Origin of the sequence: uncultured Rhodococcus sp. (assembly GCF_963525155.1) — a bacterium.
Classification (GTDB): Bacteria; Actinomycetota; Actinomycetes; order Mycobacteriales; family Mycobacteriaceae; genus Rhodococcus_F; species Rhodococcus_F qingshengii.
Window position 1 is genome coordinate 1 of the sequence record NZ_CAURKP010000016.1, and the last position, 23201, is coordinate 23201.

The 23201-nt window shown below is 63.6% G+C and carries 15 protein-coding genes; 9 read left to right on the forward strand and 6 right to left on the reverse strand.

Annotated elements, in window-relative coordinates; all coding sequences use genetic code 11:
* Both RWT78_RS06025 and RWT78_RS06030 read right to left on the reverse strand, forming a co-directional pair.
* The coding region (locus tag RWT78_RS06025) for a hypothetical protein (protein WP_314674652.1) at positions 1-1763 on the reverse strand (1763 nt) is incomplete at its 3' end.
* A gap of 279 nt (positions 1764-2042) precedes the next feature.
* Positions 2043-3482 (reverse strand): NAD(P)/FAD-dependent oxidoreductase, encoded by a 1440-nt coding sequence (locus RWT78_RS06030; protein WP_314674654.1) that lies wholly within the window; start codon positions 3480-3482, stop codon positions 2043-2045.
* A 556-nt stretch (positions 3483-4038) separates the two neighbouring features.
* Here RWT78_RS06030 and gltB point away from each other — a divergent pair.
* The 3 genes from gltB to RWT78_RS06045 all read left to right on the forward strand — a co-directional run bounded on the left by gltB (position 4039) and on the right by RWT78_RS06045 (position 11162).
* Positions 4039-8637: a glutamate synthase large subunit gene (gene gltB / locus RWT78_RS06035; RefSeq protein ID WP_042453347.1), complete on the forward strand. Its 4599-nt coding sequence runs from the start codon at positions 4039-4041 to the stop codon at positions 8635-8637.
* Positions 8630-10081 carry a glutamate synthase subunit beta gene (locus RWT78_RS06040; protein WP_003943594.1) on the forward strand — a complete coding sequence of 484 codons (1452 nt, stop codon included), beginning with the start codon at positions 8630-8632 and terminating at the stop codon, positions 10079-10081. The genes gltB and RWT78_RS06040 overlap by 8 nt, the downstream gene beginning before the upstream one ends.
* Before the next feature lie 184 nt (positions 10082-10265).
* The gene (locus RWT78_RS06045) at positions 10266-11162 is read left to right on the forward strand and encodes a cutinase family protein (RefSeq protein WP_314674657.1); all 897 of its coding nucleotides are present in this window, start codon (positions 10266-10268) and stop codon (positions 11160-11162) included.
* Here the strand turns inward: RWT78_RS06045 and RWT78_RS06050 are convergent, their stop codons facing one another.
* On the reverse strand, positions 11163-11714 hold the full coding sequence (locus tag RWT78_RS06050) for a DUF732 domain-containing protein (RefSeq protein ID WP_314674659.1): 552 nt from the start codon (positions 11712-11714) through the stop codon (positions 11163-11165).
* Positions 11715-11926: 212 nt separating this feature from the next.
* On the opposite strand from RWT78_RS06050, the gene RWT78_RS06055 reads away from it, so the two are divergent.
* Together RWT78_RS06055 and RWT78_RS06060 are read left to right on the forward strand one after the other, a co-directional pair.
* Entirely contained in the window at positions 11927-12799 is an 873-nt protein-coding gene (locus RWT78_RS06055; RefSeq protein ID WP_003943530.1) for a hypothetical protein, read from the forward strand.
* A gap of 149 nt (positions 12800-12948) precedes the next feature.
* The gene (locus RWT78_RS06060) at positions 12949-13674 is read left to right on the forward strand and encodes a hypothetical protein (protein ID WP_153213382.1); all 726 of its coding nucleotides are present in this window, start codon (positions 12949-12951) and stop codon (positions 13672-13674) included.
* Between the two features lies 1 nt (position 13675).
* On the opposite strand, the gene RWT78_RS06065 is transcribed toward RWT78_RS06060, so the two are convergent.
* Positions 13676-14578, reverse strand: coding sequence for an SDR family NAD(P)-dependent oxidoreductase (locus tag RWT78_RS06065; RefSeq protein ID WP_003943614.1), 903 nt, complete (start codon positions 14576-14578; stop codon positions 13676-13678).
* 71 nt (positions 14579-14649) lie between these two features.
* Here RWT78_RS06065 and RWT78_RS06070 point away from each other — a divergent pair, with 71 nt between their 5' ends.
* Together RWT78_RS06070 and RWT78_RS06075 are read left to right on the forward strand one after the other, a co-directional pair.
* A complete protein-coding gene (locus RWT78_RS06070; RefSeq protein WP_314674664.1) occupies positions 14650-14940 on the forward strand; it encodes a putative quinol monooxygenase in 291 nt (96 codons plus the stop codon).
* 174 nt (positions 14941-15114) lie between these two features.
* Positions 15115-16734 carry an ABC transporter substrate-binding protein gene (locus RWT78_RS06075; protein ID WP_158170496.1) on the forward strand — a complete coding sequence of 540 codons (1620 nt, stop codon included), beginning with the start codon at positions 15115-15117 and terminating at the stop codon, positions 16732-16734.
* Between the two features lie 73 nt (positions 16735-16807).
* On the opposite strand, the gene RWT78_RS06080 is transcribed toward RWT78_RS06075, so the two are convergent.
* Together RWT78_RS06080 and RWT78_RS06085 are read right to left on the reverse strand one after the other, a co-directional pair.
* Complete coding sequence (locus RWT78_RS06080; protein WP_314674668.1) at positions 16808-19120, reverse strand: transketolase-like TK C-terminal-containing protein; 2313 nt, start codon at positions 19118-19120, stop codon at positions 16808-16810.
* 292 nt (positions 19121-19412) lie between these two features.
* Complete coding sequence (locus RWT78_RS06085) at positions 19413-19733, reverse strand: UBP-type zinc finger domain-containing protein (RefSeq protein WP_003943615.1); 321 nt, start codon at positions 19731-19733, stop codon at positions 19413-19415.
* Positions 19734-19759: 26 nt separating this feature from the next.
* Here RWT78_RS06085 and RWT78_RS06090 point away from each other — a divergent pair, with 26 nt between their 5' ends.
* Together RWT78_RS06090 and RWT78_RS06095 are read left to right on the forward strand one after the other, a co-directional pair.
* Positions 19760-21355, forward strand: a complete 1596-nt coding sequence (locus RWT78_RS06090; RefSeq protein ID WP_030536674.1) for a Na+/H+ antiporter — start codon at positions 19760-19762, stop codon at positions 21353-21355.
* A gap of 182 nt (positions 21356-21537) precedes the next feature.
* Positions 21538-23157 carry an ABC transporter substrate-binding protein gene (locus RWT78_RS06095; protein ID WP_003943605.1) on the forward strand — a complete coding sequence of 540 codons (1620 nt, stop codon included), beginning with the start codon at positions 21538-21540 and terminating at the stop codon, positions 23155-23157.
* The last annotated feature ends 44 nt before the right edge of the window (positions 23158-23201 follow it).

Genomic DNA, 23201 nt, shown 5'->3' on the forward strand with positions numbered 1-23201 from the left:
AAGAACTCCCGTGCCGCAGCGGCCGCGTCGCCCTTGGCGAGGTAGCCCGCGATCTTCTCCAAGTGTGTGGTTAGCGCAGGCACGATCGATCGCTCGATCAGGTGATCGACGACGACCTTCGGCGTGAAGTATGAACCGGTCGCCTTTCGCTCACCTGACGCGGTGTGGAAGTAGACAGTGCCCGATGGCGCCGATATTTTGCCGCCCCCTGCGGCAGGGACCCAAGCCCCGCTGCCGTCGACGGTGAGATCCTCTTCGGCCAGGGAGAGGGAACTCTCCAAGAGTCCTTCGTAAATCGTGCCGAACTCGCGGACACTCAGAGAGCGAAAGTCGACAGGCCCAAGGACTCCGTCACCGCTTACGTCTATGAGCAAGCTCTTCAGCGCAGGCCCAATTACACTGTCGGGAAGCTCGATCTTCCTTATTAGTGCACCCTCCGGTGAGCGGTCAGGATCGGTGGAGAAGAGACCTCCGTTGTAGGAGGGGATCTGCCACAGCGGGTTGCCTTGGTCGATCGCGTTCCATACCTGGACGAGGTCGAGCCAGATCGTTGACGCGTCGCCGAAATCCTCGGTGTCGGAGTGGATCAGGCGCCGGGCATTGGTTTTGAGACTGTTGGCGTCGAACCCCTCGTTTCGTCCGGAGGGGAGCAAGCCGCGATCCTCTGCATACGCTTGGAACAGGAGCCTGAACAGGATGCGCAGCGTGACGCGATACGAAGTCGATAATCCCTCTGCGTCGAGTGCCACCCCGGCGTGCTTGGTGAGGCGCTGCGCGACCACGACCGCGACAGGTGGCACGATCTCGTCGTAGATGCGCTCACGAAGACGCGCCCCCAGTTCGGTGGCATAGCGTGTGCTGTCGCGCAACAGTTCGTCAGCGCTGCCGTCCGCCGTTAGTGCACTCGCTGAGAAGATCAGCGGCAAGAGCGCAGCGTAGTCGGCGTCGATGGTTGACAGGTCGACTTCGAAGTAAGTTTCGGCCTGGCCTTTCGATCCGACGCCCACGCCGTCGCGTCCTGGATATAGGCGAATCTGGTCCTTCCGCAGGACTACCAGCCAAGGAACTTCCTCACGCGAAGCCACCGCAAGCCCGAATGCAACGGGCGAAAGCTGGAACCGCTGGGTTTTCGCGTCGAACTGCTCGGAGTCGTCGAGCAGGACAGCAACCGCGCGCGGGCGGTGCCCGTCAGTCGAAAGCAAAAGCGTTCCGTTTGGGCCAACCTGGGTGTTAAAGCCAAGCGCCTCGATGAGCGGTTTCCGGCGCATCCTGAGCAGCGGAACTGCCTGATCGCGAAGTGTCTCCCAATCTGACCGTTTGGGGACGTTGGTTGTGATGTGGTGCGTCGCGAACAGGCCGCTGTTAGCGAACCCGGAGAACCCGGTCGAGTTGTTCGCTTTGCGGTAGCCGGCGAATCGTTCAGTGGCGGCCAAGACGTCCGGCTCAGCCAGCACCGACTGTAACTGTCGCTCTGCTTGTTCGGTCGGGAACTCGATCGGTTGTGCCTGCGGATCGGGTCCGAATAGGTGGGCGGTACCGTTGTGGACGACAGTCACCACAAGTTGAGTTTGTGTTTTGCCTTTGCGGGCGGTGAAGAGGTCGCGGAGGACTTGCCTAGAAGGAATGCTCGTGGCAGTCGCGACTGCCACCTGGAATCCCCCGAGGCCGAATGGGTCGGGACCGAGGTAGATCTTCTCGGTCGTGATCTCGTTTGGCGCCGACGGCTCACTCCAAGTGACGGTCTTTTCAGCGGTCAATCGCACGTGCACCTCTCTCCCTTCTAATCTGGGAGTTTCGATCGACCTCCCCGCTTGAACCTTAGCCAGATCGATCAGCTTGATGGGTATGGCCGGCCGCTGAGGGGATCCTTTGGGGACGGAACTCGGCATCTACCAGCGGACCAGCAGCACGATGGCACCGAAATTGACTCTAGTTGGTCGCCCCGGGCACCATGCGATTTCAACGACACTCGGCACGGGACGGATCGATACCGAGAATAGCTTCACTCGCCTGTCTGAAATGTCGTCCCCATCGGGGACGCCTCAACCCTGAGACTTCAGCGCCGCCCGCGCGGCATTGAACCCACCCATCCCGTGGACCCCGCCGCCCGGGGGAGTCGCGGACGAGCAGAGGTACACGCCCGGGGCGCCGGTGGCATAGGGGTCGAGTCCGAACCGGGGGCGCGCGATGATCTGCCGCGCAGTGTTCGCCCCCGCGGAGATGTCGCCGCCCACGTAGTTGGGGTTGTACGCCTGCATCTGCGGCACATTGCGCACATGGACGCCCACGATCCGGTCCCGGAACCCCGGCGCAAAGCGCTCGATCTGACGCGTGACCGCATCGGTGGCGTCACCCGGATAGCCATGCGGCACATGCGCATACGCCCACACGGGATGGATGTCTCCGACGGAACGGGAAGGGTCGGCCAAGAATTGCTGGCCCAACAGAATGAAGGGCTTGGCCGGCATCTGACCCTGCACGGTCTGGCGCTCGACAGCCGCAGTTTCCGAAATCGTCCCGGACAGGTGCAGGGTGCCGGCCTTGCGGGCATGCGGATTCGTCCACGGCACGACGCTCCCGTCGGAGTCACCACGCACGGCGTAGTCGACCTTGTAGGCGGCGGTGCCGTAGCGGAATTTGCGGTAGGCCCGTGCAATGCGGTCGGGCTGCCGGCCGTCGAGCAGACGACCGGCCGCATCGGGAGCGATGTCGAGCATGACGATGTCGTAGTCGGCGATCTGGGAGTAGTTGGTGACCCAGTTCCCGGTTTCGATGGTGCCACCGAGGCTGCGCAGGATCGAGGCGAACGCCGCGGCGATGGATCCTGAACCACCCTGTGCCACAGGCCAACCGTTAGCGTGGGCGGCCGCGGTCAGCATCGACGCGACAGCACTGGACAGGGGGAGGTTCAGCGGCCCGAACATGTGCGCCGCGACGCCACCGAACAGTGCCCGGGCTTGTGGGGTCTTGAACATCCGCGCGAAACCAGTCGCGGGAAGCAGAGCGCCCGTCCCGAAACGCGCGAGCATCAGCGGGTGCTTCGGGACGTGCACGATCGGCTTGAAGACGTCCTGCACCAACTCGTCGAAGTTCTCGGCGAGGTATCCGAAGACGTCGAGCCAGCGCTTACCGTCGGCACCCAATCCGTCAGCCGTCCGGTTGATGTCGCGCCACAGAACCCCGGCGGTGCCGTCGTCGAGTGGATGGACCAGATCGATCTCGGGCCACAGCCACGTCAGGCCATGTTTGGCGAGCCCGAATTCGCGGTCGAGTTCCTTGAAGTAAGGAGAAGCCAAAGCGGTGGGATGGAAGGCGGAGCAATCGTCGTGGACGAGTCCGTCGACTATGTATTCGCTGCTGCGGGTGCCGCCGCCGATCTTGTCCGCACCCTCGATGACATGGACGTCGATTCCGGCGCGGGCGAGTTCGATCGCCGCCGCGAGACCGTTGGGGCCACTGCCCACCACTACTGCTGTTGTCATTTTCTCTTCGCCACCCGTCTCCTCAAGGGTGAGCCTACGGAAATTACAGCGATGGCATTCTGCGAGCAAACAATTCAGGCCTAGACCTTGGTTGATCGATCAACTTTTGTTACAGTTCGAGGCGCACTGGCCGCAGCTGATTCTTATCGCTGCGGCCAGTTGTTGCATTCATCGCCCATCGCGCCTGTTTCCTGCGGATTCGGTATCCTGTGAATCGGAACTTCTCTGCACAGACGCAGCTCCGAAATCTGTCGAGGGGCCTTCTGGCTCCCTGCATCGCCGCAGTTCAGAGCAATTATAGGGCTACCTTAGTTGCGCCCGTGCCGGGGTTCTGAATTATCGTTTTCGTTACACGGTTGACTCACAAAAGTTTCAACCGACCGAAGACTCACGTCGCCGGGTGCCAGAACGCACACCATCGCGTCTGCGCAGGGCGGCTACTTCGGTGGTACCGAACACATCGTCGTGTCGGTGCTTTGAAGGACTTGCATTGCAAGTTGATGGCCATCAGCGCTGCTGGTCGTCGGTGCATCTTTATGGCATACGAAGGCTGGGTATGAAGCAACTTCCAGGCCCCCAGGGCCTCTATCACCCGTCCAATGAGCACGACTCCTGTGGAGTCGCATTTGTTGTCGACATGCATGGTCGCCGCAGCAGGGACATCGTCGAAAAGGCGATCACCGCTCTGGTCAACCTCGAGCATCGCGGCGCTGCCGGATCCGAACCCAACACGGGTGACGGTGCGGGCATTCTGCTGCAGGTTCCCGACAAGTTCTTCCGAGCTGTCGTGGACTTCGCGCTGCCCGCCGAAGGCGCGTACGCAACCGGTATCGCATTCCTCCCGCAGGGCGATGCCGATGCACACGAGGCTGCTGCTGCAGTCGAGAAGATCGTCGTCGAAGAGGGCCTGAAGGTTCTCGGCTGGCGCGAGGTCGGAACCGACGACTCCTCGCTGGGCGCACTGGCGCGCGACGCGATGCCGACGTTCCGTCAGATCTTCATCGGCTCCGAGGGTGACAAGTACACCGGCATGGATCTCGAGCGTCGTGCATACGTGGTGCGTAAGCGCACCGAGCACGAACTCGGCTCCGAAGGCGCCGGCAAGGGTGGCCCGGGTAGCGAGACCGTGTACTTCCCCAGCCTGTCCGGCCAGACGTTCGTCTACAAGGGCATGCTCACCACCCCGCAGCTCAAGGGTTTCTACCTCGACCTGCAGGACGATCGTGTCGAGAGCGCACTGGGCCTGGTCCACTCGCGCTTCTCCACCAACACGTTCCCGTCGTGGCCGCTGGCGCACCCGTTCCGCCGGGTCGCTCACAACGGTGAGATCAACACCGTCACCGGCAACGAGAACTGGATGCGCGCTCGCGAGTCCCTGATCGACAGTGACGTCTTCGGTGGCCGCGAGAACCTGGACAAGATCTTCCCGATTTGCACCCAGGGCGCCAGTGACACCGCTCGTTTCGACGAGGTGCTCGAGATGCTGCACCTCGCCGGCCGCAGCCTGCCGCACGCAGTTCTCATGATGATCCCGGAAGCCTGGGAGAAGCACGAGAGCATGGACCCCGCTCGTCGGGCGTTCTACGAGTACCACTCGGCTCTCATGGAGCCTTGGGACGGACCGGCGTCGGTGTGCTTCACCGACGGCACCGTCATCGGCGCCGTGCTGGACCGCAACGGTCTGCGTCCGTCGCGTCTGTGGATCACCGAAGACGGCCTCGTCGTCATGGCGTCGGAGGTCGGCGTTCTGCCGATCGATCCGTCCACGGTTGTCCGCAAGGTCCGCCTCCAGCCCGGTCGCATGTTCCTCGTGGACACCGCGCAAGGCCGGGTCATCAGCGACGAGGAACTGAAGAACGAACTCGCTGCCGAGCACCCGTACCAGCAGTGGATCGACGAAGGTCTGATCCACATGGACGACCTGCCGGACCGTCCGTACACGTACATGTCGCACGAGCGCGTCGTCCTGCGCCAGCAGCTCTTCGGTTTCACCAACGAAGAGGTCAACCTGCTGGTCAAGCCGATGGCTCTCTCCGGTGCCGAGGCACTGGGCTCGATGGGTACCGACACTCCGATCGCCGTGCTCTCGTCACGTCCGCGGATGCTGTTCGACTACTTCTCGCAGCTCTTCGCTCAGGTCACCAACCCGCCTCTCGACGCGATCCGTGAAGAGGTCGTCACCAGCCTCGGCGCGACCATCGGACCCGAGGGCGACCTGCTGCACCCGAATGCGGACTCCTGCAAGCAGATTGCGCTCCCGCAGCCGATCCTGCACAACGACGACCTGTCGAAGCTCGTTCACGTCAATGACGACGGCGAATTCCCGGGCTTCCGCAGTGTCGTGATCCGCGGCCTGTACCCCGTCAAGGAAGGCGGCGACGGCATCCGTCGTGCGCTCGAGGGCATCAAGTACCAGGTCTCGCAGGCAATCGAGGGTGGCGCACGAATCGTCGTGCTCTCGGACCGTGAGTCCACCGAGGACTACGCGCCGATCCCGTCGCTGCTCCTCACCTCGGCCGTGCACCACCACCTGGTTCGCGAGAAGTCGCGCACCAAGGTCGGCCTCATCGTCGAGGCCGGCGACGCCCGCGAGGTGCACCACATGGCGCTCCTCATCGGCTTCGGTGCCGCAGCGGTCAACCCGTACATGGCTTTCGAGACCATCGACGAGTTCCTGCAGAACGGCGAGCTCGAGGGTCTGACCCTCGAGAAGGGCATCGCGAACTACATCAAGGCAGCCGGCAAGGGTGTCCTGAAGGTGATGTCCAAGATGGGCATCTCGACGCTCGCGTCGTACACCGGTGCTCAGCTGTTCCAGGTCATCGGCCTCTCGCAGGAGTTGACGGACGAGTACTTCACCGGTCTGCAGTCGCAGCTCGGTGGCATCGGCCTCGACCAGATCGCAGCCGACGTCCAGGCACGTCACGCCGTCGCATACCTCGATCGCCCCGAAGAGCGCGCTCACCGCGAGCTCGAGGTCGGCGGCGAGTACCAGTGGCGTCGTGAAGGCGAGTACCACCTGTTCAACCCGGACACGGTCTTCAAGCTCCAGCACGCAACTCGCACAGGTCAGTACGAGGTGTTCAAGGAGTACACGACCATGGTCAACGACCAGTCGGAGCGCCTTGCCGCTCTGCGTGGTCTGTTCGACTTCAACATCGGCAAGCGGCCGTCGATCTCGATCGACGAGGTCGAGCCGGCCAGCGAGATCGTCAAGCGTTTCTCGACGGGTGCGATGAGCTACGGCTCCATCTCCGCCGAGGCTCACGAGACACTCGCCATCGCGATGAACCGTCTGGGCGCCCGCTCCAATTCCGGTGAGGGCGGCGAACATCCGTCGCGCTTCACGCCGGACGAGAACGGCGATCTGCGTCGCAGTGCCATCAAGCAGGTCGCGTCGGGACGCTTCGGCGTCACCTCGCACTACCTGAGCAACTGCACCGACATCCAGATCAAGATGGCGCAGGGAGCCAAGCCCGGTGAGGGCGGCCAGCTTCCGGCTCACAAGGTGTACCCGTGGGTGGCCGAGGTTCGGCACTCCACGCCTGGCGTCGGCCTGATTTCGCCGCCGCCGCACCACGACATCTACTCGATCGAGGATCTCGCTCAGCTGATCCACGACCTGAAGAACGCCAACCCGCAGGCCCGCATCCACGTGAAGCTGGTCTCCGAGGTCGGCGTCGGAACCGTCGCGGCCGGTGTCTCCAAGGCACATGCCGACGTCGTTCTGATCTCCGGTCACGACGGTGGCACCGGTGCCACCCCGCTGACCTCCGTCAAGCACGCGGGCGCACCGTGGGAACTCGGCCTCGCCGAGACCCAGCAGACGTTGCTGCTCAACGGTCTCCGTGACCGCATCGTCGTGCAGGTCGACGGCCAGCTCAAGACGGGTCGCGACGTCGTCGTCGCTGCGCTGCTCGGCGGCGAGGAGTTCGGTTTCGCCACCGCACCGCTGGTGGTCTCGGGCTGCATCATGATGCGCGTCTGCCATCTCGACACCTGCCCCGTCGGTGTCGCGACGCAGAACCCGTTGCTGCGTCAGCGTTTCAGCGGCAAGCCGGAATTCGTCGAGAACTTCTTCATGTTCATCGCCGAAGAGGTTCGCGAGCTTCTCGCGGAACTCGGTTTCCGCACGCTGCTCGAAGCCGTCGGCCAGGTCGACATGCTGGACACCACGCGCGCTCTCGATCACTGGAAGGGAAGCAAGGCAGGCAATCTCGATCTGTCGCCGATCCTGACCCAGGTCGAGTCCGCGTTCATGGACCAGGACGTCCACTGCACCGGTACGCAGGATCACGGTCTCGACAAGGCACTCGATCAGCAGTTGATCGTCTCGGCCCGCAACGCACTCGACAAGGGTGAGGCGGTCTCCTTCGAGTCCGCGATCACCAACGTCAACCGCACGGTCGGCACCATGCTCGGCCACGAGGTCACCAAGGCGTTCGGTGGAGAGGGCTTGCCCGAGGGCACCATCGACATCACGTTCACCGGTTCCGCCGGTAACAGCTTCGGTGCTTTCGTGCCCAGCGGTATGACCCTGCGCCTGCACGGCGACGCCAACGACTTCGTCGGCAAGGGCCTTTCGGGTGGACGCATCGTCGTACGCCCGCCGCTCGATGCAGCGGAAGGCTTTGTCGCCGAGGACAACATCATCGGTGGCAACGTCATCCTGTTCGGCGCCACCAGCGGCGAGGCTCTGCTTCGCGGTGTCGTCGGCGAACGCTTCGCAGTCCGTAACTCCGGCGCCACTGCCGTCGTCGAGGGTGTGGGCGATCATGGTTGCGAGTACATGACGGGTGGAAAGGTGGTCATCCTCGGAGCCACCGGACGTAACTTCGGCGCCGGCATGTCCGGTGGCGTCGCGTACATCTACAACCCCGACAAGGCATTCGAGAAGAACCTCAACACCGAACTGGTGGACCTCGAGGATCTTTCGGGCGACGACTTCACCTGGTTGAAGGGCGCCATCGAACGTCATCGCGACGAAACCGGCTCCGAGGTTGCAACGCGCATCCTCGCTGACTGGTCGCAGCAGGTGGGTCACTTCGCAAAGGTGATGCCCCGCGACTACAAGAAGGTTCTTTTGGCCATCGCGGCCGCAGAGAAGGATGGCAAGAACGTGGACGAGGCAGTTATGGAGGCAGCTCGTGGGTGATCCAAGCGGCTTCCTGAAGCACACGTCGCGCGAACTTCCGGTTCGCCGGCCGGTGCCGTTGCGCCTGCTCGACTGGAAAGAGGTCTACGAGGAGTTCCCGAAGGAAACCCTCAAGACCCAGGCCAGCCGTTGCATGGACTGCGGAATTCCTTTCTGCCACAACGGTTGCCCTCTCGGAAACTTGATTCCCGAGTGGAACGACCTGGTCTACAAGGACCACTGGCACGACGCCATCGAGCGTCTGCACGCGACCAACAACTTCCCGGAGTTCACCGGTCGACTGTGCCCCGCACCCTGTGAGGCGTCCTGTGTCCTGGGCATCAACCAGGATCCGGTCACCATCAAGCAGGTCGAGGTCGAGATCATCGACAAGGCCTTCGACGAAGGGTGGGTCAAGCCGGTTCGCGCCGCGCACGCCACCAACAAGAAGGTTGCGGTTGTCGGCAGTGGTCCGGCCGGTCTGGCTGCAGCGCAGCAGCTGACCCGCGCCGGTCACGCAGTGACGGTCTTCGAGCGGGCAGACCGCATCGGCGGCCTGCTGCGCTACGGCATCCCCGAGTTCAAGATGGAGAAGCGGCACATCGACCGCCGTCTCGAGCAGATGGAAGCCGAAGGCACCGTCTTCAAGACCAACGTCAATGTCGGCGTGGACATCACCGCGGACGAGCTGCGTGAGCAGTTCGACGCAGTGGTTCTGGCCGGCGGCGCCACCGCAGCTCGCGATCTTCCGATCCCGGGCCGCGAACTGGACGGCATCCACCAGGCGATGGAGTTCCTGCCGATCGCCAACCGCGTGCAGTTGGGTGACCTCGACGCTCCCACCATCACCGCTGAGGGCAAGAAGGTAGTCATCATCGGCGGCGGCGACACCGGAGCGGACTGCCTCGGCACCTCGCACCGTCAGGGTGCGGCCAGCGTCCACCAGTTCGAGATCATGCCGCGTCCGCCGGAGACTCGCGCCGAGCAGACTCCGTGGCCGACGTACCCGCTCATGTTCCGCGTGGCTTCGGCTCACGAGGAGGGCGGCGAGCGTCTGTTCTCCGTCAACACCGAGAACTTCGTCGGTGAAAACGGCAAGGTCACCGGACTCAAGGCTCACGAGGTCGAGATGAAGTCGGGTCGCTTCGAGAAGGTCGAGGGCTCGGACTTCGAGCTCGAAGCCGATCTCGTGCTCCTGGCCATGGGCTTCGTCGGTCCCGAGAAGCCGGGTCTGCTCACCGATCTCGGTGTCGACTTGAACGAGCGTGGCAACGTCGCCCGCACGTCCAAGTGGAACACCAACGTCGACGGCGTGTTCGTGGCCGGCGACATGGGCCGCGGTCAGTCCCTGATCGTCTGGGCCATCGCCGAGGGACGTTCCGCAGCCGCCGCTGTGGACACCTACCTCGAGGGTGTCACGGCCCTTCCGTCACCGATCCACCCGACAGCGGCTCCGCAGCGCTAGAGGCTCTTACTAAGCCGCACCCCACCGCATTCGGTGGGGTGCGGCTTTGTTTCTGCCAGTAATTCGCGCGATCTGTAACAAACCTTCATCGATCGTGCATCGGACAGACACAACGCCCAGACAGTATGATTCCTGAGCATCGATAGTGGTGTATGGGTTGCTTCAGTTGAATCAGGGGAGTTTCATGCGTGCGAGGCGTCTCGTTGCGGTGTTGTCGGCACTTGCTGCGGCAGTAGTGGTACCGGTTGTCAGTGCTCCCGTGGCGTCGGCTGATCCCTGCCCCAGCCTGTACGTCGTGGCCATCCCGGGAACATGGGAGCCTTCGGGCACCAGGCCCGGCGCCGGCATGCTCGCCCCGGTGACCAACGGGCTTCCGGGCTCCGTACGCACCGATTACGTCACCTACTCGGCCACGGCCTTCCCCTGGGAATCCAACGTCTACGCCAAGTCGAAGCAGCAGGCCGTCGACAATGCCCGCGGCATGATCGGCGCCATGGCAGCCTCGTGCGGTGACACTCGCTTCGCCATCGTCGGATACAGCCAGGGTGCCGACGCGGCAGGCGATCTCGCCGCCGAGATCGGAACCGGCATCGGCGTTGTCCCTCCGACTCGCGTGGAGGGCGTCGGCCTGCTGTCCGATCCCCGTCGTTCCGAGTCCGACGTCCTGATCGGACCCGCTGTCGGTGGTAACGGCGCCAGTGGCCCGCGCATCGGTGGGTTCGGTTGGCTGTCAGGCAAAACGGTGACGCTGTGCGCGGTCGGTGACCTGTACTGCTCGACGCCCAAGGACGATTTTGTGATGCGTCTGGCCGGATTCATGGCTCAGGCGTCCGATCCCACTCCCGCAAGTGCGCTCGCGCTGCGCGACGAGGCCGCCGTGATCGTCAACGATCTGGTGACCGCAGGCGGTCTCCCCGCTTTGATGGCCCAGCTCGATCCGGGCGCGAATTCGCGGCGCATCGATCAGTTGGTCGACTTCTACGGCTCGCAGGTCCACACCGACTACACGCGTTACGTCGTTGACGGCGCGGGCAATTCGGCTACATCCTGGCTGCACGGCTGGTTGGCCGGCAAGGCCTGATCAGCAGTACGTCTGCTCCGCCGTGTCGACGTAGATCTCGGCAATGCGCTGCGAGGACATCGGCGTGATCTGTGAGTACACCTCGCCGACGGAGTTGAACTCCGCCAGCACTTCGGACCGAGGCATACCGTCAGCGAGCGCCTTGCAGGTGCCGTCGGCGTAGAGGATCTCGGCGGAATCCATTCCGGCGGGCGGGATCCCGGCCAGACGAAGGGCGGCGATGTACCGCTGCCCCTTCTCGCCGGCGTTCGCGACGATCTCTTCCGGTGAGCGGGCGTCGATCGGTGAGTTTGCCGGTGGCGCTACCTGTGGCGCTACCGGCGGGGGCGTCGATTCGACGACGCTCGGCGCGGCTTCCGGAGTTGTTGCGGCGAGCGGGCTGGTCGGCAGCTCGGAAAGCGTACTGGGGGCAGTCGAACTCGACGTCGCCGCAACCGACGTGCTGGTGGCCGCAGAAGTGGATTCCGATGCGTCGCTGTCGGATTGGCTGCTGCAGCCGCTGAGGAGTAGGCCCGCTGCCGCGACGCAGAGGACCAGTCTGTTCGTGTTCATCACCCGTGAGTGTTACACACCGTACCGCTTATTTTGTCCGTTTTAAGGAAACTCCCTTTTGCCCTGTTTTTAAGTCGAAGTCCTGTGATATACATCTGTTCAGTTGTTACTTGTGAGTAGGAGCACACCGCAAGACCTTGTCGGCGGCGGTCGAAACACAAGCAATGACTGCGAGTTTCGTCCCCCATCACATAAACGGCAGGGAGAAATCAGTGCAGAAATCTCACAAGAACGGCAACCGACGTCTCGGCACGCGCGTGGCCGTCATTGCAGGTACCGCAGGTGCGGTCCTCGCGTTCGCGGCGCCGATGGCCTCGGCTCAGGATCCGGTCGACAATTCGATACCCGGTGCCGCAGTGTGTCCGGCTACTGCCGAATCCTGTGTGTCGGTTGTGGTTCAGAGCGGAACCTTCGACAACAACGGCTTCAACCTCCCGATCGGAAAAGGCGACATGATCATCGCCGCCGAGGCCGGCTCCGGTGAAGGTGAGTCCACCGTTCTTCTCCCGCGCGACGACGGACACCACGGTGTCTACTCCAAGCCGTTGACCGTTCCGGGTGGAGTCCTCGGAATCGACCTGCCGTTCGGCAATCTGTTCGGCCTCGCCGCAGTCACCGCCGAGGTGGAGGCGACCGCTGCCCCGACCCTCAACGGCATCATCACCGACATGGATCTGAGCATCCCGGTGCGGATGAAGATCAACAACGCGTTCCTCGGTGACAACTGCTACCTGGGCTCCGCGGCTGCGCCGGTGAATCTTCGTCTCGCGCCTGACCCGTCGGTGGTACCGACCTACACGGTGCTCCCGGACAATGCACTGAAGGTGAGCCCGGTCGGGAACCAGGCCACCGGCTTCGCGCTGCCCGCCGCCAGTGGTTGCGGACCGTTCGGAGTGCTGAACCCGATCGTCAACTGGCGAGCAAAGGTACCGGCCACGTCGGGAACCTCGCTCAGCACGATCTCCGACGCCTACCTGTACCCGGGCGGCCTCACCGGTAGCGATCCTCTCGACGATCTCGGTGGCGGAACAGGATCCAGCGGTTCCAGTGGCTCGAGCGGTTCGTCCGGAAGCTCCGGTTCCTGAAAACCCGGATGCCTTGAAGCAGCGGTGGTGACGGAATGTCACCACCGCTGCGGCGTCCGACCTGTAATAACCTGTGCCTCAGGGTGGGCGAAGGCGGACTCCATCAGGAGGACCTGCGCGGCCACGAAATCACAGGGGAGTCCTCAAACATGTTTCGAGACAGCGTTCTTGCCGGTCCGGTCCTGCGTCGAGGTGTGACGGCACTGGCAGTGGCGGCCGCGGCCACGATGTTTGTCGGTACTGCAGCGACGGCGGAGCCGGCAGCAGTTGTCGGTGAGGTGTCCGCGGACTCCATTGCGGCAGCCCGTGCGCAGGCCATCGGAACGACGGTCACCGTCGTGGGAACCGCGACTACGCCGTCGGGAGTGTTCGAATCCAGCTTCTACGACAAGGGCTTTGGTCTCCAGAGCGGCAATTCGGGCATCTACATCAGCGATCCGAACAACTCCGGGATTGCTCTCGGCGATCAGGTTCAGGTCACCGGAGTCCTCGCGGATCAGGAAGGTCTGCTCGTCGTTCGCCCGACTGCCGTCGAGGTAATCGGCACGACTACCCAGATCAGCCCGGCGCGACTGCCCCTCAATGCAATCGGTGAGGGCAGTGAAGGTCGTCTCGTGACGGTGTCCGGAATCGTGAGCGGACCCGTCGTCGACGATCTGCCGTACGGCCACAAGATCCTGGTGTCCGGCGTCGACGGAAACACCGTCATCTTCGTCAACACCCAGACCGGAATCGACGTCGCCGCCATTGCAGTCGGACGCCCGATTACCGTCACCGGCTTCAGCGGCCAGTACGCCAGCACCTACGAGGTTCTTCCCCGCTCGGAAGCCGATGTGCAGCAGGGTTTCACGGGCAGCCTGAGTTTCGGAAGCTGACCTAGATCTCGAACCGAGCTCCGACGCGCATCGACCCGGGAGACAACCGGCTGATCGTGCGTCCGAGCTTGGCTTCGACGGTCACGGGCACCACGGCCTTGTTCGTGCGAACTGCTTTCACGATGGCACTGGCCACTCGATCAGGAGTGAAGTTCCGCTTGCGGTAGAAGTTGTCGACCTTGGTCTGGTTCTCGAGCTGCTCCTCGGCGGTCGTCCCGGCGAACTCGGTGGTCTTGAGGATGTTCGTGTGAACGAGGCCGGGACAGATGGTGCTGACGCCGATGCCGTGTGGAAGCAGCTCTGCCCGTAGGCAATCCGAGAGCATGAATACCGCTGCTTTGCTTGTCGAATACGCGGTGAGTGCCTTCTGTGGTGTGTACGCGGCGGCCGAGGACAGGTTGACGACGTGCCCTCCTGTTCCCCGGTCGATCATCATCGGGGTAAATGCCCGGCAGCCGTAGACAACTCCCCAGAAGTTGATGTCCATGACGCGCTCGAACTGGCGCTGCTCGGTGTCGGCGAACGTTCCCGAGAACCCGATTCCGGCGTTGTTGACGACGATGTCCGGTACGCCGTGATGTGCCGCGACGGTCTCCGCGAACCGAATCACGGCCTGTTCGTCGGACACGTCCACCTGATAGGCGTGGGCACCGCCACCGAACACTGCTTCGGCGCCGCCCGCTTGCGAAGGGATGTTTACAAGTGCCGCAGTGTCCTGCGCGCTTTCAAGATTGATGTCGGAGACCACGACGATAGCTCCCTGGGCGGCGAAGGCAAGGGCCGTTTCACGCCCGATGCCGCTGCCCGCACCGGTGATCACCACCAGCGTGCCGGTGAGATCGCGCAGTCGACGCTGCAACTTCGTTCCGCGTCGCCAGCCGGTGACGTCCTTGAGTAGCCCCATTGGTTGCCCTTTTCGTGTGTACGTTTGTGGCGTGTGTCTCTAGCTGACTTCCCCTCTGCGAAAGGTATCCGATGAGCGAGCTTCGTGTAGTTGCAACCATCCCGGCCAAGTCCGGTTCCGAGGACGACGTCCGATCGGCTCTGGCAACTCTCGCGGAGGCGAGTCGGTCCGAGGACGGCTGTGTGTCGTACGAGTTGTTCGAGTCAGCGGCTGCGCCCGGCACGTTCGTCACGATCGAAACTTGGCGCGGGCAGGAGGAGTTGGACGCTCACATGCAGTCCCCGCATCTACAGGCCGCGCTGGCCGCTGCCGGACCACTTCTCGACGGCGCTCCGGCGATTCATCCGTTGAAAGGCGCCTGAATCAGAATGAATTCCTGACCTTCGCTAAGGGTCTGACCTGCGAATGTCGCTCGAAAACTGACCAATCGTCGCGCTTCATTCCACTGAGCGGGACCTGCGACTAATACCTGTGCCTTAAGTCACAAACTGTCTCGACAATGCTTCACATCACAGTTTCTGACCTGGAGGTTTTGAATGAGTCGCAGTTCTCGGCGCGGTCACCGCAAGGTTGCCGCCGTCGCGCTGGCAGTCTCCGCCGGCCTGTTCGTCTCGTCGTGCGCTGACAGCGGGAACGGGGGTGGGAGCGGCGACGCACCGGACTCCGGTTCGGGATTGTCCATCGGCCCGGTCAACGAGCAGTCCGGCGAGGGCGATCCGGTCAAGGGCGGCACCCTCACGTTCAGCGGGTACTCCGCCGTCACCAATCTCGATCCGGCGAAGACTCAGATCGCCGGTTCGGTCGCCGGTTCGGAGTTGGGCGCGATCTACGACACGCTCCTGCGGTACGACCCGGCGTCCAAGGAGTTCGTTCCGAAGCTCGCAGAGTCGATGGAGCCGAGTTCCGACTTCAAGACGTGGACCCTCGAACTGCGTGACGGTGTGAAGTTCAGCGACGGGACGCCGGTGGATTCGGCGGCCGTCTCGGCGAGCCTCAATCGCTACGTCACCAACAAGGGACCGCAGTCGAGTCTGTACGCGTCGAAGGTCGCGTCGGTCGACACTCCGGATCCGTCGACGGTCGTCTTCAATCTCGTCGACCCGTGGACCGGTATCGAGTCACTGCTCTCGACGGGCCCCGGCATGATCGTCGCGCCGAGCGCCCAGCAAGGTGATCAGTTCACCCCGATCGGCGCGGGTGCCTTCACCCTCGAGAAGTTCGCTCCCAACGAGGAATTGATCCTCGACGCTCGGGAAGACTACTTCGACGGTGCCCCGAACGTGGACAAGCTGCGGTTGATCAGCATCGTCGGTTCACAGTCCACCACCGAATCCCTCAAGAGCGGCGGCACCGACGTCGCGTACATGCGTTCGCTTCCGAACGTCCTGGATCTGATCGACTCCGGCTACCCGGGCTTCGTCGACATTCCGTCGCTGTCGTACCTCTCGCTCGTCAACACGGCTCCCGGTCGTCCCGGTGCCGACGTGCGCATCCGTCAGGCATTGGCGCTCGCAACCGATCCCGTCGCACTCGACAACCGACTCAACGAGGGCAAGGGTCTGCCCGGGCAGGTCATCTTCCAGGACACCTCTCGCTGGCACAACGACGTCGCTCCGATCGGCGTCGACACCGCCAAGGCGAAGCAGCTTCTCGACGAGGCCAAGGCTGACGGTTACGACGGCAAGATCACATACCTGACGCTGCAGGAGAATTCGGCGCAGGCGATGGCTCTGGCACTGCAGTCGATGGCCAACGCCGTCGGTTTCGATTTCCAGATCGAGTACGTCAACTCGGTTGCCGACGTCGTCAAGCGTTTGTACGCCGACCGCGACTTCGACATGGCAACAGGTTCCGCCAACCTCGCGGAAGCCGATCCGTTCGAGCGTCTGTACTCGAACCTCAAGACCGGTGGGCGAAACAACGCCGCGAGTTTCTCCGACCCCGAGATCGATTCGCTTCTCGACCAGTTGGGTGTCGCGACGTCGACCGACGCGAAGATCGAGGTGCTCGCCAAGATTCAGGAGCGCGCCAACGAGGTTGTGCCGTGGCAGGTTTACGGCAACACCCCGTGGCTCGGTGTGTGGGGACAGAATGTCCACGGCATTCAGCAGAGCCTGGACGGAATCATGTTCTTCGACAAGGCCTGGAAGAACTAGACAGCTGTAGAACTGACTGGACCCGAGAAGCGTCCCTGCGGGGACGCTTCTCGGCATCAGAGAGTGTGATCGATCAAGAAGTGAGATCGAGGGCAGCGCGGACGATGCTGTCGGAGTCGAGGCCGTGGTACCGGTAGACGTCCTCGAGCGAACCGACCTGACCGAACCGGCTCACTCCGAGCGCAGCGCCCGGAACGTTGTTGATTCCAGTCAGGAACGCGAGGGTGTGCGGGTGCCCGTCGAGAACGGTCACCATCGGCGCGGACCGGCTGCTCGGAAAGACCTGATCCAGGATCCACGACGGACCGTCCGCGAGACCGCGCCGAGACTGGAGTGCTTCGAAGAGCAAGCCGGGGCTGGTCACGCAGACGACGTCGGCGGAAATGCCCTGCTCGCTTAGTCTTTCGGCTGCGACCAGTGTTTCGGTGACGGTGGCACCCATGCCGACCAGGGTGACGGCCGGATCAGGGTTGTGCCGCAGTGTGTATGCCCCGGCCACCACCTGACGTCGACGGCGTTCTCGCGCAGCCGGATCGGTCGGTACCGCGGCCAGGGCCTGATCGACCGGACGGGTCGACAGGCGCAGATACGACGAGCTGCCGTCCGGGCGACCGAGGCGTCCGATGCTGTCGAGGAGCGTCCACTCCACGTCGACGGCGAATGCCGGTTCGAAACTGGTGCAACCCGGCTGTTCCAGTCCGATGGACGGGGTCTTGATCGACTGGTGCGCACCACCTTCGGCGGCCAAGGTGACGCCCGACGGAGTGCCGACCATGATCGACTGCCCTCCGGCGTAGATGCCGTACGACCACGGTTCGAGAGCCCGCTCGATGAAGGGGTCGTACATCACCCCGATGGGGAAGAGTGGCTGGCCCCAACGACTCCAGGTCGCACCGAGTTCGCCCATCAGTCCGACCAGGTTGGTCTCGGCGATACCGAGTTCCATGTGCTGACCGGTGGGCTTCTCACGCCAGTGCATGATCGTTTCGGCGTCGTCGGCAAACCAGTTGTGCCGCTCGTCGGGGGACCACACGCCGACCTTGTTCAGCCAGCCTGCGAGGTTGGTGGTGGAACTGACGTCCGGGCTCAGTGTGACAACACGTTTCGCGGCGTCCGGCGCTTCGCGGCTGAGGTCGAGTAGTACCCGGCCGAGAGCTGCCTGAGTGGTGGACGTGCCGGAGGGCGTACGGCCGATGTCTTTCGGAACTGCCGGGGGCACCAGATGCTCCACCTTCGGGCGAGCCAGGCGCCCAGCGGTTTCGGCGCAGATGCGGCCGGACGGGCTGTCGGTCTCGAACCGTTCCCAGGGATTCGACGGATCCATGCCGAGTTCCGCCGCCAGAATCTCGTACTGCTCGGTGGTGAGTAGCGACGAGTGGTTCTGCGGATGGCCCTGCGTCGGCAGGCCCCGGCCCTTGATCGTGTACGCGATGATCACGGTGGGACGGGTGTCGTCGATCTGTGCGTACGCCTCTCGCAGAGCATCGAGGTCGTGGCCACCGAGATTGCGGATGGCTTCGAGCACCGTGGCGTCGTCGAGGTCGTCGATCAGCGCCGTGATCGCGTCGGCGTCCACCGCGTCGCCGGGCAGTCTCAGACGTACCTCGTCGGCCGTGCATCGCAGCAGACGCTGATACTCCGGATTCGGCATGTCCAGGATTCGTTCGCGCAACGCGGTGCCGCCCGGCCGGGTGAACAGTGATTCGAGCAGCGCACCGAACTTCACGGTGATGACCTGCCAGCCGGCACCCGAGAACATGCGCTCCAGGCGGGTTGCCGCGATGTTCGGCACCACCCGGTCGAGTGATTGGCGGTTGAGGTCGACTATCCACACGATCTCACCCAGTTCGGCAACCGAATGATCGAGAACTGCTTCCCACACAGCGCCCTCGTCGAGTTCGGCGTCACCGACCAGGGAGTACTGACGCCCGGTTCCGGCGCCGCCGAGGGAGGCGTCGACGTATCGGCGAGCGATGGCGCCCCAGATGGGAGCCGTCGCGCCGATGCCCACCGAACCGGTCGAATAATCCACCGGATCAGGATCTTTCGATCGACTCGGGTAGCTCTGCAGGCCCCCGAATTCGCGCAGAGTCGTCAGGTAGGACTCGTCGAGTTCACCGAGGAGATAGTTGATGCCGTGGAGCACCGGCGCCGCATGCGGCTTGACGGAAACCCGGTCGCCGGAACGAAGTTGGCCGAACCACAGGGACGTCATGATCGAGACCATCGACGCGCACGAGGCCTGATGGCCGCCGACCTTGAGCCCGCTGGGATTCGGACGGACACGGTTGGCGTGATGGATCATCGCGGTCGACAACCACAGAACGCGCTTCTCGATCTCCGCCAGTGACTCGGGAGCGTTCTGGTCGATGTTGGGGCTGTTCACGGCCGGTCCTGCCTTCAGTAGTGGACATCGATCACCGCACCGCCTGTACCCCAGATCGTGGGGCCGACGATGTGGTTGTGATGTTTGGCAGGACTTCCTGAGGCCGAACCGTTCGGTGCGGCAAAGTCCAGCCGCACCTGTCGATCTGTTGTGCAGATTCTGCGTCAAAGTCCATCATCGGCATACAGATTGGGCAATAGCTACCCGGTGGATTGAGCAATGTGCGCAACACCGAGGGCTGTGCGCCGTGACAGGTGGGCACTATGCGCAGTGCACCGCCAGTCGCGCGCGGTCAGTCCATCAGGTCGTGGACGTAGCACCAGCGCCAGGATTCGCCGGGCTCGTGTGAGCGCATGACCGGGTGCCCGGTTTCGCGGTAGTGGTTGGTGGCGTGCTGATGAGGGCTGGAATCGCAGCATCCGACGTGGCCGCAGGACAGGCACATGCGCAGGTGAGACCAGTTATCCTCACCCAACTCGGCGCACTCCTGGCAGACGCCGGGCGTCAGCGCCGCCGGGTCTGTTTCGGGCGCATTGGTTAATTCCTCGCAACCGGTGGGAGCGGGTGCGGGCTGCTGTGTGCGAGCTGCTGCTCGCTTCAGGATTTTCTTCATCGCCTTCCATACTGCATGCTGCCAGGGTGAACGGCATATTACTGGGGGTTGTAGTAGCGGCGTTGCTGGTGGCGGCGGTCGCGCGAAGGTTCGGGCTGTCTTCGCCGCTGATCCTCGTCCTGGTCGGTTTGATCGCCTGTCAGATACCGGGTGTTCCGGAATTGGAACTCGATCCCGACCTCGTCCTGTTCGTCGTGTTGCCTCCACTTCTGTACTCGGCAGCACTGGACAGTTCATACCTGGCTTTGCGCTCGAATCTGCGTCCGATCGGATTTCTCGCAGTGGGGCTTCCCCTGGCGACGACGGCTGCGGTGGGCTTTGTCGCCTACCTGATCGTGCCGGAGTTCTCGATAGCGGCTGCGCTGGTTCTCGGCGCGATCGTGGCGCCGCCGGACGCGGTGTCCGCGAGCGCAATCGGACGCAAGCTCGGCCTGCCGCGCCGAATCATGACCCTGCTGGGCGGGGAGAGCCTGCTCAACGACGCCACCGCTCTGACGGCGTACAAGGTCGCTCTCGCGGCTGCCGTCGGTACGGGTGCGACGCTGATCGGCGGCTTCGAGACCTTCCTCGTCGCGGCGGTCGGTGGAACGGTGATCGGCCTCGCGGTGGGGTTCGTCATCTCGAAGGTTCGCGGCAAGCTCCAGGATCCGGTGATGGAGAGCGGAATCGGATTGGTGGTGCCGTTCTTCACCTACCTCGCTGCGGAAGAGGTCCACGCGTCGGGCGTCATCGCGGTCGTCGTAGCCGGATTGTTCCTCGGCCAGCGCTCCACCCGCGCGAGTTATGCGACGCGTTTGCAGGACACGGCAGTGTGGAGGGCCGTCGACCTGATCCTGGAGTCGTTCGTCTTCCTGTTGATCGGTCTCCAATTGCCCAGTGTCGTCAACGGATTGCAGGGGTACAGCACTTCGATCGTCGTCTGGGCGTCGGTTGCGGTTCTCGTGACCGTCGTGGTGGTCCGAATCGCCTGGGTGTTCCCGTTCACGTACGTACCGCGCTGGCTGTCGCCGCGTATTCGAGCGCGAGAGCCGGAGATTTCGGCGCGGGCGGTGTTCGTCGTGTCGTGGGCCGGTATGCGAGGGGTCGTGTCGCTGGCAGCTGCCTTCGCCATTCCGCTGACGGTCAACAGTGGGGAGGACTTCCCGGGGCGGTCGCTGATCCTGTTCCTGACGTTTGTCGTCGTGGTCGGCACGCTGTTGCTGCACGGCCTGACGTTGCCGTGGGTGATCCGTGTCCTCGGCGTGCAGGGGGACGAAGAGCAGTCCGACGCACGCGCCGAGGCGGCCGCTCAGGACAAGGCTGCACGGGCCGCTGCGGCGCGGCTGGACGAGTTGGTCGGAGCCGACGCCGACGACGTTCCACAGGTCCGCAATCGTGCCGCGGACATCTTGCGAAGCTGGAACACCCACCGCGCGAACTCGGCGTGGGAGCGACTGGGACGCAGCGACGAGGATCTGGGGGAGAGCCCGTCGAACGCCTTCCGCTCGCTGCGCCTCGAGATGATCGATGCCGAGCGAGGCGTCTTCATCGCCGAACGCGATGCCGGCCGGATCGACGACGAGGTCCTCCGGAAGGTACTTCGCGAGCTCGATCTCGAGGAAGCGACGCTCGACCGGGACTAGACCGGCTGGTCTGCTGTCCGCGAAGGTAACCGCTGGCCAGGGTCGGTTTACCTGACTGTTGAGGCCTGCAACTTAACCGATTCCACTGAGCGAGACTCGATCCAATTTTCTGTGCCTCCCATCACAGACTGTTTCGTGTTCAACATCACGTCACGGTCTTACCCCGCCTTGGAGGCATTCGAATGAGTCGTAGTTCCCGCCGCGGAAGTCGCAGATTGGCTGCGGCTGCGCTGGCGATCACCGCAAGTATGTTCCTGGCGTCGTGCGCCGACAACGGCTCGAGCAATGGCGGCGGCGAATCCGCTGATTCCGGTTCCTCGCTGAAGATCGGCATGGTCAACGAGCAGGCTGATCCCGGCACTCCCACCAAGGGCGGCACGCTGACGTTCAGCGGTTACTCGGCGGTCACGACTCTCGATCCCGCGAAGGCTCAGGTTGCCGGCGCCACCGGTGGCAGCGAGCTCAGCGCCATCTACGACGTGCTCATGCGTTACGACCCCATCGGGCAGAAGTTCGAGCCCAAGCTCGCTCAGTCGCTCGAAGCGAGTTCGGACAGCAAGACCTGGACGCTGAAGCTCCGCGACGGTGTGAAGTTCAGCGATGGCACAGCTCTCGACTCGAAGGCCGTCGCCGACAGCATCAACCGCTACGTCACCAACAAGGGACCTCAGTCGAGCCTGTGGGCTTCCAAGGTTGCCTCGATCGACACCCCCGACGCGACGACCGTAGTCTTCAACCTCGTTGATCCGTGGACAGGCATCCAGTCGATGCTCGCCACCGGACCCGGCATGATCGTCGCCCCGAGCGCCCAGCAGGGTGACCAGTTCACCCCGATCGGCGCCGGCGCCTTCACCCTCGAGAAGTTCGCTCCCAACGAGGAACTGCTGTTGGCTGCTCGCCCCGACTACTACGACGGCGCACCGAACATCGACAAGCTCAAGCTGATCAGCATCGTCGGAGCTCAGCCCACCGCCGAAGCACTCAAGACGGGCGGCATCGACGCCGCGTACATGCGTACGCTCACCCCGATCCTGGATCTGATCGAGTCGGGTTACCCCGGCTTCGTCGACATCCCGTCGCTCGGTTACATCGCCAACGTGAACATGGCCCCGGGCCGGCCGGGCTCGGATGTCCGTGTCCGCCAGGCGATGGCGCTGGCCGTCGATCCGGAGACGCTCAACACCCGCGTCAACAACGGCAAGGGACTGCCCGGCCAGGAGATCTTCCAGGACACCTCGCGCTGGCACAACGACGTCGCACCGATCGGCGTCGATCCCGCCAAGGCGAAGGAACTGCTCGATCAGGCCAAGGCCGACGGCTACGACGGAAAGATCACCTTCCTCTCCATCCAGGAACCGTCCGCACAGGCAACGGCTCTGGCCATCCAGGCGATGCTCAACGCAGTCGGCTTCGACGCTCAGATCGAATACGTCACCGGTGCAGGTGATCTGGTCAAGCGGATGTACGCCGATCACGACTACGACATGAGCACCGCAGCACTGAGCCTCGCCGAGGCCGATCCCTACGAGCGTCTGTACACGGGCATCAAGTCCGGTGGCCGTAACAACGCGACCGGCTACTCCGACGCCGAAATGGATGCTCTCCTGGACAAGTTGGGCGTCGCAACCACCGACGAGGACAAGAAGGCAGTCCTGGCACAGATCCAGGAACGCGCCAACGAGACCGTCCCGTGGCAGGTGTGGGGCAACGTCGCCGCACTCGACGTGTGGAACCAGAACGTTCACGGACTCGAGCAGAGCCTCGACGGAATCGTGCTCTTCGACGGAGCTTGGAAGTCCTAGAGAGCCTGAAGTTCACAGCCGGCCCCGCGCCCGTATTGCAGCGG